We start from the raw sequence: 19,072 nt of genomic DNA on the forward strand, positions 1-19,072 counted from the left end.
GAGCGGGACAGGGAGGAACCCCGAGGGGCCTCCCTGATCCATTCCTTATCGTCCTTATCGCGGCGATGTCGCCGTTTCTGGTCCAGAAGGAGCGCCTGACCGCCGCTCCTGGTTCCGCTTCCGGATGATCGCCGCCGTCTCGGCGATCTCCTCCCGCGATACCCCTTTCCGGAGCCTTTCCATCTCGGCCATCACCCGGGCGAAGCGCACGCCTTCGGCGGCGCTGATCCATTCCAGTTGGAGGCGTTCGGTGCGGATGCCCAGCTTCTCCATTTTCTTCCGGACCTTCTCCACCCGCTTGACCGTCCAGTGGTTGGCGTCGATGTAGTGACAGTCTCCAATGTGGCAGCCGCTCACCAGGACCACGGGGGCGCCTTTTTTAAAGGCATGCCAGATGAAGGACTCATCGACCCGGCCGCTGCACATGGTACGGATGAGCCGGACATTGGCGGGATACTGGAGGCGCGAGACCCCCGCATAGTCGGCACCGGCGTAGGAGCACCAGTTGCAGGCGAAGGTCAGGATCTTGTCCGCCGCGTTTTCAGCGAGGAGCGCGTCGATCTGGGCGATGATCTGGGCGTCGGTGAAGTGGTTCATGACGATGGCTCCAAACCGGCACTCGGCGGCGCAGGTGCCGCACCCGGCGCAGGCGGCCGCGTTGACGACGGCGGGAATCTTCCGCTTGACGTCCACGGTGATGGCGTTGTAGGGGCAGACCTCGGCGCACTTCCCGCAGGCCCGGCACTGCTCGGTGATGATCTCGGAGGTGATGGGCTCCGAGGTGATCTGGCCCCTGTGCATGAGGCGGATGGCTCGGGCCGCGGCGGCGGATCCCTGGGTCACGCTGTCCTTGATGTCCTTGGGACCCTCGGCGCATCCGGCGTAGAAGACGCCCCGGGTGGCCGCATCCACCGGCTGGAGCTTGGGATGGGCCTCCAGGAAAAAGCCGTCGGCGGTGAGCTGGAGGCCCAGCATCTCCTGGAGTTTCCCGGTGCCCGGTGCCGGCTGAATGCCCAGGGCCAGGACGAGCATCGACAGATCGTGAAATTCGATCCCGCCGGTGGCGGTGTTCTCGACGGCCACCCGCAGGGAACCGTCGGGCAGTGCTTCCACCGACCCGGGGAGCCCCCGCAGATACTGGACCCCCAGGCGGCGACTCCGATTGTAGAGATCCTCGAACCCTTTGCCGAAAGCCCGAATGTCGATGTAGAAGACCTTGATCTCCATGTCCGGATAGTGTTCCTTCAGGACGAGGGTGCTCTTGACGGTGTTCATGCAGCAGATGTTGGAGCAGTACTCCCCGCCTTTCCGCTTGGAGCGGGAGCCGACGCACTGGATGAACCCGACGGCGGCGGGCCGCTGCCGATCCCCCGGCCGGACCAGTTCCCCCCTGGTGGGACCGCCGGCGTTCACCAGCCGTTCGAACTCGAGGCTCGTCACCACGTTCGGAAATCGGGTGTAGCCATACTCGTCCATCTCCCGGGGATCGTAGGGTGAAAGCCCAGTGGCCACCACAATGGACCCGACGCGTTCGGTGATCTCCTCGTCGGACATGTGGAAATCGATGCAGCGTTTCTCGCAGGCGTCGAGGCATTTGGAGCAGCCCCTTCCCATGCACTCGTTCATGTTGACGGCATAGGCCGACGGCACCGCCTGTGGAAACGGGATGTAGACGGCCTTTCGGGACGAGAGCCCCACGTTGAACTCGTCTGGGAAAACCACCGGGCATGCGCGGGCGCAGTCGCCGCAGGCCGTACATGCCGTTTCGTCGACATACCGGGCCTTCTTGAGGACCTTCACCTCGAAATTTCCTACGTAGCCTTTGACCTCGGTCACTTCACTCAAGGTGTGAAGCGTGATCCTGGGATGTCGACCGACATCCGCCATCTTGGGGCCGAGGATTCAGATGGAGCAGTCCATGGTGGGGAAGGTCTTGTCCAACTGGGCCATGGTGCCGCCGATGGAGCTGTTTTTTTCCACCAGGGCCACCTCGTAATCATTGTCCGCCAAATCGAGGGCCGCCTGGATGCCGGCGATGCCGCCGCCGATGACAAGGGTCCTCCGGGTCAACGGCAGGACCGTTTCGGTCAGAGGGGTCAGGAGTCGAACCCGGGCAACGGCCATCTTGACGAGATCCACGGATTTCAGCGTGGCGGCCCCCGGATCGTTCATGTGCACCCAGGAACACTGCTCCCTCAGATTGGCCATCTCCAGAAGATAGGGGTTGAGCCCGGCCTCCTGCAGCATGTGACGGAAGGTGGGCTCGTGGAGGCGGGGCGAGCAGGAGGCCACCACGATCCGATCGAGATTCAGCTCGGCGATGTCGGTCTTGATTTCCATCTGACCCGGCTCCGAGCAGGCGTATGTGACCGCCTTGGCCACGGCGACGCCGGGAAGGGTCTTCGCGCTGTCGGCCACCCGGCCGCAGTCGACCGTCTGACCGATGTTGAGCCCGCATCGGCAGACATACACCCCGATTCGGGCGTCTGTGTTCATATCCATTGGTTGTCTTGCGAACATCGTCGTTCCCATTCCATTCCTCGTTACGGGGTTGTCTATTCCCAGCGGATCGTCCGGGCGATGACGCTGGTCAGATCGGCGGTTTCCATCATGAGCTCCCGGCCCAGAAAAGGGTCTTCCATGGCGCACCGGAGATGAATCTGGCACTTGGGACAGGAGGTGACCATGAGGTCGCTGCCGGTGGCCGCGGCCTGCCGGATGCGTCGGACCTGAAACGCCTTGCTGTAGGCGTCGCATCCGGTCCAGGCGCAGTTTCCGCAGCAGATGGATGCGGCGCCGCTGTCCTTCATCTCCGTAAACCGGGTCGGCATAAGGCGGTGGATGAGTTTGCGCGGCAAGGCACCCACGCCGGACAGGCGGTTCAGGCGGCAGGCATCCTGATAGGTGATCCGGTGCTCCAGGGGAGCGAAGGTGACGGCGCCCTTGTCGATCTCCCGCTCCAGAAATTCGTAGAGATGCATCACCGTGAAGGCCGGCTTGACGCCGTGGCGCGGGTAGTCCAGTGACAAGGTGCGGTAACATTCGGGGCATGCGGTGATGAGCGTCTCGATGCCGAGGTCGTTCATCATCTCCGTGTTCAACCGGGCCAGTTTCAGAAAGTTTTGCCGGTCTCCGGACCAGAGAAGATCGTGGCCGCAGCACCGTTCGGTTTCCAGGAGTCTCGGGTGAACGTCGAAAAAGTTGAGAAGCCGGACGGCGTCGAAAAGAGTCCGGGAGGTGTCGAGGCCGGCGTGGTTCCGGAAAAAAATGTCGAAATAAGGGGCGCAACCGCCGAAGAAGAGGGTCTTTCCTTCGGGGTCCGCAATGAGGTCGGCTGGACGGTCTTTCCACCGTCCGGGCGAGATTTCCGGCGAGGTCATGGTCCGCATGAGGGACTGAAAGAACCCGCCGTGGGCCTGGTTTTCGTCTCCCTGTCGGGCGTGGATCCAGGAGCGGACATCCCGGATGAATTCGGGAAAATCGACGTCGGAAGGGCAGCGTTCGTGGCAGAGGCCGCAGGTGAGGCAGGCCCAGACGTCCCGGATGACCGCTTCCGAAAGGGGCGGCGCCGCGGCGATGGCGCCCACCAGGGCCCTTGGGGAGTAAGGCTTGCCGCTCAGGGCCAGGGGGCAGGCCGAGGTGCATTTGCCGCAGTCCTGGCAGGCGTATGCGTCGTGCTTTTTCAGGATATCGGCCAATGACGTCGGGTCCTCGGTCGTCTCGGCAGGGACCTTTCCCATCGGCACCACGGGGCTCTTGCCCATGGTCTTGATGTCCGCCGTGAATTCCGCAAGAAAGCGCCTTAGCGGCTCGGTGTCGTCGGGCAGGAAAGTGGCGAAACGGAGCCGACGGCCGCCGATCCCCGCGAGCTCCAGAATGCGCTCCGTGTCCTCGGTGTTGTTCACGGCGTTTAGGGTGCCGGTGCCATACCGGCACGTCCCCGGGCCACACCCCACTAGAGCCACGCCGTCGGCGCCCATTTCAAAGGCTTTGAGGAGCAGGGCCTTGGTGATTCTTCCGGTGCAGGAGACCCGAACCATTTTGATTTCCGGCGGGATCTGGTAGCCGTTGTCCTGAAGGTTATGGTAGGCGGTGTGGGGCGCCCAATTGCACAGATAGAGTATGATTTTATAGTCGCTCATCGATTCACGGCACCATGGTTGAAATTACGGTTTACGGCAGCAGGATTTCCGCGAGGGTCTGCTCGAAGAATTTCTGGCTTCGAAAGGGACTGTCCGCCGCATTGGTGGGGCAAACGGAGATGCAGTTGCCGCACCCTTTGCAAAAGGCCTCGTCGACCACGGCGTAGCGGCCGATATCGTTCCGCTTCAGGGTCACGGCCTGGTAGGCGCAGGCATCGACGCAGCGCCCGCAGCCGCGGCAGGCGGCCTCGTTCACGGTAACGGTAAACCCTTTGTTCTGCCGGGCGCTGTTCGGCATGGCCGCGGCGGTCAGCATGGCGGCGGCGGCACCCTTCCGGCGGGCGGAGATGCGGATGCCGGGCGGGTCGGCCAGGAAAAGCCCCGAAACGGCGGTCATGCCCGGGTAGAAAAAGGGGACGCCCGTGACACCGGCAGACTGCATGTCCACGGCCGTGACCCGCAACGGGAGGCCTTCCTGGTGGATGTGCCGGATGTGCCGCCGGGATTTTTCCCCCAGAATCACGGCGCCCACCTGCATCTGCTGAACGTGACCGTCTTCGGTTTCCACCGTCAGCTGAAAATCACCCAGATTGCCGCTCAGCCGCGTCACCCGAGCGCCGGTGAAGGCGTGGATGTTGGGGTGGTCCGGCAGATCGCCCGCGGATGCCGCCTCCGATCCGAAGGTGAAAACGTCCATGCCGATATCGGCAAGGGTCACGGCGCTGGTCATGGCGGCCTCCGACCGGCCGATGACGGCCGTGGCGAAGTTGTAGAGCCGGCTCGGGGTCGGAAAGGCGGTGAGTTTGCGGGAGCGCTTCACCGACCGATCGATAAGGCCCCGGAGACGCTTCAGGGCCTCGTCCGGATCCTTCTGGAGCAGGCTCAGCGCTTCTCCCCGAATGTTTCGGACCATGACCATGGACCGGCTGATGCCCGTCGCCGTGAACAGCGCGTGCTTCAAGCGGCTCCGCTGATCCGTGCAGGCGCTGCAGACGAAATTGAGGGGGCAGCAGACGCACGATCCCAGAACGATTCGCGTGATGCCTTTGTCCCGGACGGTCTTGATGACGGCGGCAATCCCCTCGGGCACGCAGGCCGACGCCAGGGTTCCGGTGTGCACGACGTCCGGGACCGCGGCCAGTGATTCGATGTACCGGTCCATCTCGTCCATCCACCCGAGAGAGTCGTTGCACCGGCAAATGAAAACGCCGATCCGGATATCGGGCGAGAGGCCGGGGTCGGGCTGAGTGAACGAAAACCCGTTGCCTTTCCGCACCCAGGAGGCGTCGCCCAACAGCAGGAGGGCCTGGGCGGCTGCCGCATATCCGCGCATCAGCATGGCGTAGACGTCGGGCTTCGCGGACCTGGGGCCGTAAGCCCGGATGATGTCGTCGCCCTTGACGGCCGGGGCCATGTCCGGGTCGGCGATGATCACGGCACCGGCGTGTTCCGCAAAGGTCTCCCCGGTGTCTGTGTGGCAGATGGCCCCCACGGCGCCGCAGGCCCTGACACATTCCAGGCACTCGGCGCAGACGCCGCACTGAAGGCAGCGATCCGCCTCTTCACGCACCTGAACCTCGGAGAGCCCCAGGGCCACCTCGGTGAAACCGCCGATTCGGGCGGCAGGCTGGACCTCGGACATGGGAACGCGGCAGTGGACGGGAATGTTCGAGGGGATGTCCCGGAAATCCCGGTCCGAAGGCCGCGCACAGGTGGGCGAAGGCACGGGAACGCCGCAGATGTCCGAGAGGGCCGTGATCGCCGCCAGACGACCTGAGGCCATGGCCTTGACGACGGTGGATGGGCCTGAAACGGCGTCTCCGGCGGCATAGACGCCGGAAAGCGAGGTCCGGGGGCCGTTGTCCGTCCGAATCAACCCCCGGTCGGTGATCTCCAGACCGCCCAGGGATGATCCCGGTTCAAAGGCCCCGATCTGCCCGATGGCGACGAAAGCCCGGTCCGCGGCCATCTCGAACGCCGAGGCACCGGGAACGATGACCGGCCAGGCCACCCCGCCGGCGTCGGGTTTTCCCGGCCGCGTGGGTTTGACGCTGAGGCGGTCGAGACGACCCGCCTTGCCGAGAAATGCGACAACCTGGCACCGATCCCGGATGACGACGCCTTCCTGAACGGCGCCCTGGATTTCTTCGGGATCGGCGGGAATCTCGTCCTTTCCGAACCAGGAGATGAGGGTGACCGATGCGCCCGTGCGGACGAGGGTCCGGGCCAGGTCAAAGGCCGCGTTACCGTCGCCGATGACCACGGCCCGTTGCCGGAGGGGTTCCATCTCTCCGCGGTGGCAGCGGTTGAGAAATTCGAGGCATCCCGATATGCCGTCAAGGTCCTCGCCCGGGATGCCCAGTCGCCGGTCCTTCCAGGATCCGACGGCCACCACGACACCACTGTAGGATGCCGTCATGGACTGGATATCGGTCAGGTCCACGGGATGGCCGGCGGCGAACGTGACGCCCATGTCGCGGACGACGGCAAGCTCGGCGTCCAGGATGTGCCGCGGAAGCCGGTGAGGACCGATGCCGTAGCGGAGAAGACCGCCGGCCGACGCTTCGCGCTCGAAGACGGTCGCGGCGCATCCGGCTCGGGCGAATTCCGCCGCCGCCGCGATTCCCGCCGGACCGCCCCCGATGACCGCAAAATGTTCGGGGCGTCGTTCAGCAGGACGAGGGGCCGGTGTCTCTTCGGGGTGGGCTGCGCCATAGTCGGAGAGGAAACGCTTGATGTCGCGGATGGCGACCGGATCGTCCAGGGTTCCCCGGCGGCAGTCGTCCTCGCAAGGGTGGTTGCAGATGCGGCCGCAGATGCCGGGGAGAATGTTCCGTTCCCGGATCAGGGCAAGCGCCTCGGCGTATTTGCCGGCCCCGGCCAGAGCGACGTACCCTTGGGCGTTGACGCCGAGAGGACAGTTTTCCCGGCAAAGGGGTGTCCGACGCTTATCGATGACCGGCCGGCCCGGGAGACTCAGGCGTCCGTCGAAGACGATCGCTTTGCGGCCGTCCTCCGTCGACACCGGACAGGCTTCGGCGCAGCGACCGCAGAGAACGCAGGCGTCGGGGTTCGTGAAGGTCTGGTGACGGAAGATGCCGACCCGGAACCCCTGGGGGGTATGTCGAATGCCGGTGACATCGGCGGGTAGGAGACACTGGATAGCCGGGTTTCTCAAAATACGGATGAGGCCGGGCCGGTGCGCGTGGTTGAGAGGGACCCCCGAGTTGAGCCGCCAGGCGTCGTTGGCGAGCTTGCGGTCGAGGTTCGCGTCCCGGTCCACCAGGGTCACCGGAACGCCCAGTTCTCCCAGCTTGTTGGCGGCCGCGATCCCCGAGGGGTTGGCGCCGATGATGACAACTTTGTGCAGACGGTCTTTGGGGCGCTTCATCGAACGGCTCCTATCCTGCCGGCGGTGCCGGATTTTTTCTTCTCCCGTCCTTTCAGGGTTGACGCGCCGTAGTCGAACCCCTTGACGAAGGCGGCCAAATTCATCTCTTCCGTCCCCTTGGGGACCGAAGCGGTGACGGCGGTCTTCATGGCATCCAAAGAGACCACGCCGGTGACGGCCGTGGCGAATCCCATCATGATGATATTGGCCATCATCTTTCGCCCCAGCTCCTCGGCCATACGGGTGGCGGGGATGGAAAAGACTTCCGGTCGGTCGCCGCCCGGGGCGACCAGATCCTTGTCCGTCAGGAGGCGGCCCGAGGGCTTGAGGGCGGTGCGGTATTTTTCGTAGGCCGATTGGGACATGCAGATGAGGATGTCGGGCGCCTCGATATAGGGGTACTGGATGACTGCGTCGGAAATGATCACCTGGGCGCAGCAGGCGCCGCCCCGGGATTCCGGGCCGTAGGACTGGACCAGCGTACTTTCCCGGTGGTCCCCCAGGGCCGCGGCCATGCCGAGGATCCGGCCGGCCAGGACGATGCCCTGCCCACCGAATCCGGTAACGATAACTTCCTGCCGTTTGATGTCTTTTCGCGCCATGGCTTTACCCCTCCTCCGGCCGGTACATCCTTTTATAGATCTCATCGTGGGTGGGTTTCTCGATGTCCAGAAAATTCCCGAGAATCGGCCCCCGTGCGTCGCTCATGTCCAGTTCGGCGGGATGAGCGCCGTTTTTGATGATGGCTTTTTCCTGATAGTGCCTGAGCGTGTCGATGGCTTTTTCCCGGTTGCGTCGGCCGTAGTTGACGGGGCAGGGCGACAGCGCCTCGATAAAGGAGAATCCTCGCCGCCGAAGGGCGGCCGCGATGGCGTCGGCCAGATCCCGTGCGTGGAGCATCGACCATCGGGCGATATAGGTGGCGCCGGCGGCGTAGGCCAGAAGCGGCAGATTGAACGGCGTTTCGGGATTGCCCATCACGGTGGTGGAGGATCTGGCATTGTGGGGGGTGGTGGCGGCAACCTGTCCGCCGGTCATGCCGTAAGTCAGATTGTTCACGCACACCACCGTGATGTCCATGTTCCGCCGGGCGGCGTGTATGAAGTGATTGCCGCCGATGGCGAAAAGATCGCCGTCGCCCGAGAAGACGATGACATTCAGTTTCGGGTTGGCCATCTTGATGCCGGTGGCAAAGGGGATGGCCCGACCGTGGGTGGTGTGGAACGAGTCGATGTTGATGTACCCCGCGCCGCGGCCCGAACAGCCGATGCCCGACACCATGGCGAACTGATCGTAAGGGATCCCCGTCTGCTTGATGGCCGTGAGGCAGGCGGTAAAGACCGAGCCGGTGCCGCAGCCGGGGCACCAGATGTGGGGGATCCGGTCCATGCGGACGAGATCCTCCAGGGGATGGACCGTCGGGGCGACGGCGGGGTCGGCGCTTCGGATCATCGCATGACCTCCTTCTCCATGGCGTCGATGACGGCTTCGGGGGGAATGATGGCGCCCCCGTGATGGCCCACGCCGATGGTCGGCACCCGTCCGGCGGCGCACCGCTCGACCTCTCGGCTGATTTGGCCCATGTTGATCTCGACGGTGATGATCCCCTTGACTTTCTGGGCCAGAGCCCGGATCTGTTTTTCGGGGAACGGCCACACCGTCACGAGCCGAAGCATGCCGGCCCGGATGCCCCGTTTCCGTGCTTCGTCCACGGCGGTGAAGCTGGTGCGGGCGGACACGCCGTAGGAGACGACGGCGATATCGGCGTCCGACAGCCGGTAGGATTCGGTCATGACAATGTCGTCGATGTTGTTCCGGATCTTGCCCGTGATCCGTTCGATCATTTCCTTCTGGGTCTCCACGGACATCACCGGATACCCCTTTTCATCGTGGGTCAGGCCCGTAACATGGATTTTGTAGCCGTCGCCGATGGCGGGCATGGGGGCGACGCCGTTGGGTCCGGGTCGGTAGAGACGGAAGCGGTCCTTCCGGCCGGCGGGTCTGGGCCGGGACACCGTTCGGATCTTACCGGCCTCGGGAATGACGACCCGTTCGCTCATATGTCCGACGATCTCGTCGGACATGATGAAGACCGGCGTTCGGTAGGCTTCGCTCAGGTTGAAGGCGGTGATGGTCAGATCGAACATCTCCTGGGGAGATGCGGGGGCGACGGCGATGATCTCGTAGTCGCCGTGGGATCCCCACCGGGCCTGCATCATGTCGGCCTGGGCGCCCTGGGTGGGCAGGCCCGTGGAGGGCCCGGCCCGCTGGACGTTCACGACCACGCAGGGCGTTTCGGTCACGACGGCGAGTCCAATGGTCTCCATCATGAGGCTGAAGCCGGGACCGGATGTCGCGGTCATGGATTTGGCGCCGGTCCAGGCGCCGCCGAGCACCGAGGTCATGGCCGCAATCTCGTCCTCCATCTGGATGAAGGTGCCGCCTACCCTGGGGAGCCGAATGGAAATATGTTCCGCGACCTCGGTTGCCGGGGTGATGGGATAGCCCCCGAAAAAAGTGCACCCCGCGGCAATGGCGCCTTCGGCGCAGGCGATGTCTCCGTTAATGAAATGTTCTCCGGTGAGGACTCTGGATGTCATGGACGGCCTCGTCTATAATGAAGTTCCGGTTTGGGTGTCGTGGTTCGTCCCGATCTGTCGGTTCCGGGACCTGCTTTCGGGGCGTGCGCCGGTCATTCGGTCGGACCTGGGACCGGCTGTGAAGGCGGCGGTGCTGCCGACGAAAAGATGGCGAATTCGGGGCAGAGCAGTTCACAGTAGTGACAATTCAGGCAGTCGTCGTTCTTGACCCTGGGCGGGTGATATCCCTTGGCGTTGAAGGTCTTGGAAAATTCAAGGACCTCTCTCGGACAGAACGCGATGCAATAGCCGCATCCCTTGCACCGGTCCTCCAGAATGTGAACAATGCCCCGGGTGATGTCCACCGTGTCGGTATCAAGGGGAATCCGCCAGTATTTCATAGCCCTCTTCCTGTAAAAGGTCTCCTGTTTGCGCCAAGAAGCGTTGCCGAAAAAAATCCTTAATCCTTTTGCGACGGATTTTCAATGGAAATGTCTTTTAAAACGTTTTTTCTCGAAAGACAATCCTCATATTTATCGGGGGGCGTCTTCCATCATGACGCCGTGACAGGGGTATGGACATTCCATGATTCGCCCTCCCGCTTTTCCGGTTGACAATCAATTTCGGGGTTCTTACCAGTTTGGGGTACGGCAGAAATATGCAACCCCATATGAAATCAGCGCACCTTTCACGTTCCACCGCAATTCGGTATCGGCCGGTATCGGCCGGTATCGGATTGATCATCCCTTTTTACGGTCAGATCGTTACCGCTCCCGCTTGATGTGTTCCTGAAATTGTCTGCCGTCATCCCAACCCGTTCGGGAGAAAGCCTTTTCAACACGGTCACCTAAAGGAGGCCTGTCATGTCAGATATCAAAAAAATATGTTTTGATAGAATTCTCGCCAGGGACCTGCACCGCGCGATCCTCTTCCGAAATATCGAGGGAACCACGCGTACCCGGGCCATATCCCCCATCGGTAAGCTGTGGCCCAACGGATCGACCCTGCGCGTTTCGTTTCTGGGGGGCACCGCCCAACAGCACGACGTCGTCAAGACATTCGCGCCCCAGTGGTCCCGATTTGCCAACCTCAATTTCGACTTCGGCACTGCGCCGGACGCCGATATCCGGATCGCCTTCGCCGACGACGGCGCGTGGAGCTATCTGGGCACGGACGCCAAGGGTATTCACGTCAGCCGGCCGACCATGAATTACGGATGGCTGGACGAGGCCGTCGTACTGCACGAATTTGGCCACGCCATCGGACTGGCCCATGAACACCAGAACCCCGAAGAGGGCATCAAATGGAATGAAGAGGCCGTGATCCGCGACCTCTCGGGCCCGCCCAATTACTGGGATATTGCCACCATCCGCCACAATGTCCTCAATAAATATGCCCACGACCAGATCAACGGCACGGTGTTCGATCCCGATGCCGTCATGCTCTATGCCTTTCCCAGGGAATGGACCCTTGACGGCTTTCAGACCAAGGAGAACAAGACGCTGTCGGCAATGGAAAAGGCCTTCGTTGCCGGTGAAAAAATGTATCCCGGAAGGGGGTCCCAACCCGATGCGGTGGAACTGGACGTGCTGGAATTCGAGGGAACGCCGGCATCCATCGGTCTGCCGGGCGAGGAGGATCTCTTCACTTTCATGGTCAAATCCCCCGGCCGCTACACCATCGAGACCGAGGGGGAGACCGACCTGGTCATGAAGCTTTACGGTCCGGACAATCGGACCAACCTCATCGCCGAGGACGACGATTCCGGCAAGGGTTACAACCCGAGGATCGGTGCCGATCTTATTCCCGGAAGGTATCTCGTACAGATCCGGCATTACAATCGGACCGGCGGTACGGGCGACTACACGATCAAGGTTTACAAATAGGAATGTTAATTTTTGACTTTCATGACGATGACCGAAAAGCCTACGGCTTTTCCAAAGGCTGAAGGCTGAAGACTAAAGGCTGAAGGGGTGCGCGTGTGACGAACGGTGCATTTTTTCCCTTTCAGCCTTCGATTTTCGGTCTTCGGTCTCCAAAGGTTAAAGGCTGAAGACTAAAGGCTGAAGGGGTGCGCGTGTGACGAACGGTGCATTTTTTCCCTTTCAGCCTTCGATTTTCGGTCTTCGGTCTCCAAAGGTTAAAGGCTGAAGACTAAAGGCTGAAGGGGTGCGGGTGTGACGAACGGTGCATTTTTTCCCTTTCAGCCTTCGATTTTCGGTCTTCGGTCTCCAAAGGATAAAGGCTGAAGACTGAAGGCTGAAGAGGTGCGCGTGTGACGAACGGTGCATTTTTTCCCCTTCAGCCTTCGATTTTCGGTCTTCGGTCTCCAAAGGTTAAAGGCTGAAGACTAAAGGCTGAAGGGGTGCGCGTGTGATGAACGGCGCACTTTTTCCCCTTCAGCCTTCGATTTTCGGTCTTCGGTCTCCAAAGGTTAAAGGCTGAAGACTAAAGGCTGAAGGGGTGCGCGTGTGATGAACGGCGCACTTTTTCCCCTTCAGCCTTCAGCCTTCAGCCTTCAGCCTTCAGTCTCGTCAGCCGACGGGCGCGGCGGTGTATCGGGACATGACCCATCCCACAGCGCCGTATGGGGTTCTGACGTTCAGCCAGCCGGGGGAACCACCAAGGACCGTGAGGACTTCGCCTTGTCGGACGCGTCCGATGACACCCAGATGAAGCCCCGGCCCGCTCCGGACATTCAGTGCCTTTACGGTGACGGATACGGTGCCTGAAACAGGGTAGGGCGCAGGGTAACCATACGCCGGCGCCGTATTCGAGTAGACGACGGTTCGGGGCGGGGGCGGGGTGAAAATGGCCGAAAGGACGACTCCGGTCAGAAGACCGATGCCCAGAGCCACCCAGACGTCGTCGCTATCTCCGTGATAATACCCGCCGTGTCCGTGATAACGGTGATACCCCCGGCCGGCGCCGGCAATCGTCGGCGTCGCGGCCATGAAGAAAACCGTGGTCAGAACGATGATGGTCTTTTTCATGGCTATCCCCTCTCTCTACGGGCCGGCAAGCCGATCATCGAAATGACCATTCCAATGATCACTTGACGTCTGCCCATATCCAAATCTAATACAGTTTTCAAAATGTTTCAACGCCCAATCGGGCGTCGCGTTTTTCGTCCCGATGCAACTTCCGGCTTTCATTGCGGAGACCGGATAGGGAGGCTGAAGAATAAAAAACCTTGGCCTTCTCTGCGTGCTTTTCGTGAGATATTTTTTCGCTCCGGGGGACGTTTGTCAAAAAGGATTCTCACGCAAAGCACGCAAAGGCGCAAAGGCGGATTGAAGTCTTGGGCTTTGATTTTTCCGTTGGATGATTTAGATTTACCGTCATATGCAACCTGATGCTGAAAGCGGAAAATTATGAAATCATCTGCCGCGGCCGCCGTGATTCATGCCGAGAAGCTGACCCGAACCTACACCTTGGGCGGAGCCCGGATTATCGGTATCGACGCCGTCGATCTGGATATCCCGGAAGGGGAACTGGTGCTGCTCAAAGGGGTGAGCGGTTCCGGAAAGAGCACGCTTCTGTCGCTTCTGGCGGGTCTTGACCGTCCCACCGGGGGACAACTCACCGTAGCGGGCCGCGACCTGATCCGGGCCTCGGGGCCTACCCTGGACGATTATCGTCGCCGTGTGGTGGGCATGGTGTTCCAGTCCTTCAATCTGATGCCGACCCTGAACGTCCTGGAAAACGTTTGTCTCCCGGCGCTTTTGGCCGGCCGTCCGGACACAGCCGTGCAAAGCCGGGCCGTCGAGCTCCTGGAATGGCTTGGCCTGGGCGCTCGCCTCACCCACCTTCCCGGTCAGCTTTCGGGCGGGGAGATGCAGCGGACGGCCATCGCCAGGGCGCTCATCAACGACCCTGCCGTGATCCTGGCCGACGAACCCACCGGCAATCTCGACACCCGGAACGGTGCCGTCGTCATCGAACTCCTGGCGGAGCTGAGCCGATCATCGAAAAAAACCGTTGTCATTGCCACCCACGGCAGCCAGGCCGACAAGGTCGCCACCCGGCGCATCCGCCTCAGGGACGGAAGAATCCAATGACACGACTGATTTTTTTGCTGCGCCTTTTCAGGTGGTTCAGCCTCCGCAACTTCAGGCTTCACCGGCGGCGCACCCTGGCTGTGGTGTTGGGAATCGCCCTTGGCGCCGCAGTGTTCACCAGCGTCCGGCTCTCCATCAACGCCGCCGTCGATGCCTTCGGCCTGAGCGTGGACCGGATCGCCGGAAAAGCCGATTGGACGGTTGTCCGGCCCGGCGGGCGTGTGCCCGAGGAGGCGGTGGGGATGCTGTTGCGCCATCCGTTGGTCGATAGCGCTTCGCCTTTATCCAGAACCTATGTGCGCTCGGCGTCGGGGTCGGAGACCCCGTTTCTCCTTGTCGGTCTCGATCCCATTCTCGACCGCCCCTTCAGGGGGTGGGCCGTGGACGGCGATTCGCAGAAGGCCGATTCTCCGGAGGAGCGCGCACCCATGGCGCTCATGACCCAACCCTACACCCTGGTGGGGGGACGACGGCTCCTGGATGTGCTTCAAAAGACGACCGGGGATATGGTCACGCTCCAGGGCGTCGGGGGGAGGCAGACCTTCCGTATCCTCGGCGTTCTGGACGGGGAGGGGATCTCCCAGGTCGACGGCGGTCGTGTCGTTTTAACGGATATCGCGACGTTCCAGGAATTCACCGGCGGATACGGGGTGGTGGATCAGATCGATATCCGTCTTCGGCCGCATGCGCCGGCCGACGCTCCTCAGACCCTTCAGGGCATCCTGCCGGACGGCCTTGTGCTCTCCCGGCCGACCCAGACCAGGGAGACCGGCCTGGGCATGATCCGCGCCTATCGGCTCAACCTGTCGGTGCTCAGCTTTGTTTCCCTGTTCGTGGGAATGTTCCTCGTCTATAGCCTCGTAGCCCTCCATGCGGCGTCCCGTCGGCGGGAAATCGCCGTCCTGAGGGCTGTGGGCGCCTCACGTCGGACGGTCCTTCTTCTGTTTCTGATGGAGGGCGCCTTCTTCGGCATTGCCGGATGGCTGGCGGCTTTTCCTGCAGGTGTCGTTATGGTCAATCTCATGGCGGAGGGGATCGGCAGGACCATCTCCACCCTGTTCGTCCATGTGACGGTCGACCGATTGAGCCTGGACGTCTGGGAGGTGCTGCTCTCTTTCGGCGTCACGCTGGCGGTTTCGGTGCTGGCGGCCCTGGCGCCGGCCCGTCAGGCCATGCAGGTGTCACCCCGTGAGGCGATGTCGCCGGGGGCACCCCATGCCGCCCACCGACGGACGGCTCGACGTCTGATGATCGCAGGCGCGCTTTTCATGGGATCGGTCTGGCCCCTATCCTGGATGCCCGCGGTATCCGGCATACCGTTGTCGGGATATGCCGCGACCTTTATGTTGTTTGCGGGATTTTCCTTCATGTCTCCTTTTTTCCTGGAGCGGATCGGTGTTCACCTCTCCCCGCTGCTCCGGCGCACGGCCGGCGTATCGGCTTACCTGGCGGGGCGCTATCTCCGGGACAGCGGGATACGGACGGCGGTTTCCGTGGGTGCCCTCATCACGGCGGTCGCCCTTTTTTCGGCTCTGGTCGTCATGATTCACAGCTTCCGGGCAACCGTGAGCCTTTGGGTCCAACAGACCGTGAGCGGGGATCTCTTCGTAACCCCCAGACTCGGCGAGGTCAATCATCACCGAACCCCCTTTGCGCCGGAGATCGCAAAAGCCATCTCGTCGATCGATATCCCCGCGGATCGGGTCCATTTCCGCCGATTCTACCTGACCTACGGCCGCGTTCCGTATCAGTTCGAGGCCATCGATTTTTCGACCTTTTTTCGTCATGGCGGCTACATCTGGATCGACGGCGAGGGCGATGCCGCGCGTCGGGCGCTTGCGGCCGGTCGGGGCGTCGTCGTGTCCGAGGTTTTCGCGAATCGCACGGGACTGGGCGTGGGCGATCTTTTCCGGGATCATATCGACGGCCATCCGGTGACGGTTCCCATCGTGGGCGTGATTCGGGACTATCGGTCCAAGGGAGGGGTGGTGTTCTTCTCCCTTGACCGGTATGAGGCCCTCCGGACCGAGGCCGGGAGACATGCCGGTTTTCCCGAGTGGAGCGGTGTCCGTTTCTTTTTCAAGGAACCCGGTTCGGATATCGGCGCTCGGGTCGATCGCCTGAAAGCGGAGATTCTTGCGCGTTGCGGCGATCGGGTCGACATGGTCGCGGGAGCGGAGCTGCGGCGAAACATTCTTCAGGTGTTCGACGAGACATTTTCCGTGACGACGGTTCTGTTGTTTATCGCCCTGGCGGTGGCTGCACTGGGCATTGCCACCACGCTTACGGTGCTGGTACTGGAGCGGTCCCGCCAGCTCAATACCCTCTTCGCCATGGGCGGCAGCCGAGGCCAGATTCGAAGCATGATCGCCTGGGAAGCCGCTCTCATGGTGGCTGCCGGAGAGGTGGGCGGCCTTCTCTGCGGAGCCGTGCTGTCGCTGCTGCTGGTCTTCGTGATCAATCGACAGTCCTTCGGGTGGACATTCATCTACCAGGTGGACTGGGCGACGCTTCTGCTTTCCTTGCCCCTGATTTTTGTGACGACCATGGCGGCCGCCCTCCCGGCGGTACGGCGGGTGTTCCGGGAACCGCCGGCGGCGGTGCTGCGGGATGGTTGAATTCCGTCGGGCACGGCAGCCGAAACGCCCATTCGCGCGACGCGAAACAGTCGATGCGGCGGCGCCTTTGAACCGAGGATAGGAATATATGACACATGACGGCATCCAATGGTTGAGACGTCTGATGCGATGGTTGAAGTCCGTGGGCATCCTTGTGGTCCTGGGCACGGGGCTGGTGCCGCCGATCTGGGCTTCGGACTACAGCCAGGTCACGGGGCCTTGCGGGCTTGTCTTTCCCCGAGACCACGGCCCGCATGACGACTATAAGGTGGAGTGGTGGTACTACACCGGAAACCTGAAGACCGAGGAGGGGCGGCGGCTGGGATTTCAACTCACCTTCTTTCGCTCCCGTCTCGTGCCGCCGGGGAGGGAGAACGGTCTTCGGGTGCCTGCGTCGGGTTGGCGGGCACAAAACGTTATTCTGGGCCATGCCGCGGTTTCGGACCTGTCGGGCGAGCGATTTTATCACGCCAAATCGGCGGCCCGGGCAACCCTCGGAATGGCCCGGGCAGAGACCGCATCCGGCCGGACGTCGGTGATGTTGAAAAACTGGTCCATGGCGATCGGTCCCGACGGCCACAGGCTTTTCGCCGACGCTCCTGAATTTGGCATTCGTCTTCTGCTGCGTCCGGCAAAGCCTCCGGTCCCTCACGGCGACGACGGTTACAGCCGCAAAGGCTCAACCCCCGAAAGGGCCAGTTGCTACTATTCCATCACCCGCCTGATGACCGAAGGGACCGTTTCCCTGAAGGACGTGACGTTCCCGGTGACGGGGCTCGCCTGGATGGATCACGAATTCTCCACTGCGCCCCTGGAGCCCGGGTTGGCGGGATGGGATTGGTTCAGCATCCATCTCTCGGACGGCGCCGATGTGATGATCTATCTTCTGAGAAGCCCGGACGGATCCTTCCACCCCGCATCGAGCGGCACCTTTGTGGACCGGGACGGCCGAAGCCGGCATCTGGGCCGGGATGAATTCAGGGTGACGCCCGATGCGGTCTGGAAAAGCCCCCACTCCGGCGCCGTATATCCTTCGAAATGGCGGATCGATATCAACCCGTTGAACCTCCACCTGAAGGGCGGCGCAAATATCCCGGACCAGGAGATGGCGACGGGCGGCGCCGCCGGAGTGATCTATTGGGAGGGGAGCGTCTCGTTTACCGGGAGCCGGTCCGGCAACCCGCTTTCAGGTGAAGGGTATGTCGAACTGACGGGCTATGCCGAACCCTTGAACGTCCTGAGTGAGGATGGGAAGGACAGGCGCTCCCCCCGTTGATGAAGACGGATCCGCCGACCCTCTCCGTGGTTTCCCCCATCCCGATTTCGGCGGTCCCGTTTTATGGTTTTCAAAACAATAGTCTGTAAAATTAAGATATTCAGCGGGGCAACATATCGTCTTGACATCGATTTTTTCCGTCTTATTTTCTACACAATCTTTACGGATTTAACCTTATTTTTTAGGCGCTTATTAATTTTTTTTTGAAACAAAAATCGTATCTTGGTTCCAATTTTATATTCAACCCTATCGTTTTTGACCTTATTGGAAAGGCTAACCGGGAGAGTGTATTGGCCCATGACAGAAGAGAAAATGGAAGAAAAACCGATCGAAGAGGATCTTGAAGAGGTAAGTGCGGCGCCCTCCGAAACGGACGACGGCGCGGAGGTGGAATCTGAAGCGGAAGATGCGGTGGCGGCGTTGAAGACGGCGCTGGCGTCGGCGGAAGAGGCCGGCAAGGCGCATGAAGATCGCTTCCTGAGGCTCTATGCGGAGTTTGAGAACTACAAAAAGCGAACCGCCCGTGAGATGCAGGACTTCCGAAAGTTCGCCAACGAGGCTTTGATCAGGGACCTGCTTCCCGTGATCGACAATCTTGAACGGGCCATTCAGTCGTCGTCATCCCAGGAAAGCCCGCCGGAAGATATCCAAAGCTGCATTGTCGAGGGGGTCTCCATGACCCTCAACGAAATTCTGAAGGTCCTGGATCGGTACCACGTCAAACCGATCGACGCGTTGGAAAAGCCTTTCGACCCCAATTTCCACGAGGCGGTGGGGCAGGAATTGAGCGATGAACATGCGGACAACACCGTAGTGCGGGAATATCAGAAGGGTTATCTTCTCCACGACCGTCTGATACGTCCGGCAATGGTGGTGGTTTCCAAGGCGCCGTCGACGCCCGCCGGGGCGGAGCCGCCCGTATCGGCCGATGATGCGCCCGACGATCTGAACAATGAAGCGTAAACCAATGCGAGACCAGCATTTGAATAGACATCCTAAGGAGGA

Annotated in this window: 14 protein-coding genes; 5 read left to right on the top strand and 9 right to left on the bottom strand. The window is 61.6% G+C overall.

The genetic code is table 11. The annotated features are described in order from the left end of the window. Positions 1-54 precede the first annotated feature (54 nt). The 8 genes from dmul_RS01375 to dmul_RS01410 all read right to left on the bottom strand — a co-directional run bounded on the left by dmul_RS01375 (position 55) and on the right by dmul_RS01410 (position 10,513). The gene (locus dmul_RS01375) at positions 55-1,887 is read right to left on the bottom strand and encodes a hydrogenase iron-sulfur subunit (RefSeq protein WP_020876776.1); all 1,833 of its coding nucleotides are present in this window, start codon (positions 1,885-1,887) and stop codon (positions 55-57) included. 15 nt (positions 1,888-1,902) lie between these two features. After that, on the bottom strand, positions 1,903-2,502 hold the full coding sequence (locus dmul_RS21310) for a CoB--CoM heterodisulfide reductase iron-sulfur subunit A family protein (protein ID WP_040415111.1): 600 nt from the start codon (positions 2,500-2,502) through the stop codon (positions 1,903-1,905). Positions 2,503-2,555: 53 nt separating this feature from the next. Beyond that, positions 2,556-4,142, bottom strand: a complete 1,587-nt coding sequence (locus dmul_RS01385; protein ID WP_020876774.1) for a hydrogenase iron-sulfur subunit — start codon at positions 4,140-4,142, stop codon at positions 2,556-2,558. Positions 4,143-4,173: 31 nt separating this feature from the next. Then, on the bottom strand, positions 4,174-7,533 hold the full coding sequence (locus dmul_RS01390; RefSeq protein ID WP_020876773.1) for an FAD-dependent oxidoreductase: 3,360 nt from the start codon (positions 7,531-7,533) through the stop codon (positions 4,174-4,176). Continuing rightward, entirely contained in the window at positions 7,530-8,135 is a 606-nt protein-coding gene (locus tag dmul_RS01395; RefSeq protein WP_020876772.1) for a 2-oxoacid:acceptor oxidoreductase family protein, read from the bottom strand. The genes dmul_RS01390 and dmul_RS01395 overlap by 4 nt, the downstream gene beginning before the upstream one ends. A 4-nt stretch (positions 8,136-8,139) precedes the next feature. Beyond that, entirely contained in the window at positions 8,140-8,985 is an 846-nt protein-coding gene (locus dmul_RS01400) for a thiamine pyrophosphate-dependent enzyme (RefSeq protein WP_020876771.1), read from the bottom strand. After that, on the bottom strand, positions 8,982-10,133 hold the full coding sequence (locus dmul_RS01405; RefSeq protein ID WP_020876770.1) for a 2-oxoacid:acceptor oxidoreductase subunit alpha: 1,152 nt from the start codon (positions 10,131-10,133) through the stop codon (positions 8,982-8,984). Before dmul_RS01405 ends, dmul_RS01400 begins: the two co-directional genes overlap by 4 nt. Positions 10,134-10,225: 92 nt before the next feature. Further along, complete coding sequence (locus dmul_RS01410) at positions 10,226-10,513, bottom strand: 4Fe-4S dicluster domain-containing protein (protein WP_020876769.1); 288 nt, start codon at positions 10,511-10,513, stop codon at positions 10,226-10,228. Positions 10,514-10,975: 462 nt separating this feature from the next. Between dmul_RS01410 and dmul_RS01415 the strand changes: the two genes are divergently transcribed. Beyond that, entirely contained in the window at positions 10,976-11,998 is a 1,023-nt protein-coding gene (locus tag dmul_RS01415; protein WP_020876768.1) for a pre-peptidase C-terminal domain-containing protein, read from the top strand. Positions 11,999-12,646: 648 nt separating this feature from the next. Here the strand turns inward: dmul_RS01415 and dmul_RS01420 are convergent. Continuing rightward, positions 12,647-13,105 (bottom strand): SH3 domain-containing protein, encoded by a 459-nt coding sequence (locus tag dmul_RS01420; RefSeq protein ID WP_020875808.1) that lies wholly within the window; start codon positions 13,103-13,105, stop codon positions 12,647-12,649. 381 nt (positions 13,106-13,486) lie between these two features. Between dmul_RS01420 and dmul_RS01425 the strand changes: the two genes are divergently transcribed. The 4 genes from dmul_RS01425 to grpE all read left to right on the top strand — a co-directional run bounded on the left by dmul_RS01425 (position 13,487) and on the right by grpE (position 19,030). Then, positions 13,487-14,173 (top strand): ABC transporter ATP-binding protein, encoded by a 687-nt coding sequence (locus dmul_RS01425; RefSeq protein WP_020875809.1) that lies wholly within the window; start codon positions 13,487-13,489, stop codon positions 14,171-14,173. Continuing rightward, on the top strand, positions 14,170-16,791 hold the full coding sequence (locus dmul_RS01430; protein WP_020875810.1) for an ABC transporter permease: 2,622 nt from the start codon (positions 14,170-14,172) through the stop codon (positions 16,789-16,791). Before dmul_RS01425 ends, dmul_RS01430 begins: the two co-directional genes overlap by 4 nt. An 88-nt stretch (positions 16,792-16,879) precedes the next feature. Next, positions 16,880-18,067: a lipocalin-like domain-containing protein gene (locus tag dmul_RS01435; RefSeq protein WP_020875811.1), complete on the top strand. Its 1,188-nt coding sequence runs from the start codon at positions 16,880-16,882 to the stop codon at positions 18,065-18,067. Positions 18,068-18,364: 297 nt separating this feature from the next. Next, positions 18,365-19,030, top strand: a complete 666-nt coding sequence (gene grpE, locus dmul_RS01440) for a nucleotide exchange factor GrpE (RefSeq protein WP_052018533.1) — start codon at positions 18,365-18,367, stop codon at positions 19,028-19,030. The last annotated feature ends 42 nt before the right edge of the window (positions 19,031-19,072 follow it).

The organism is Desulfococcus multivorans (assembly GCF_001854245.1).
Lineage (GTDB): Bacteria > Desulfobacterota > Desulfobacteria > Desulfobacterales > Desulfococcaceae > Desulfococcus > Desulfococcus multivorans.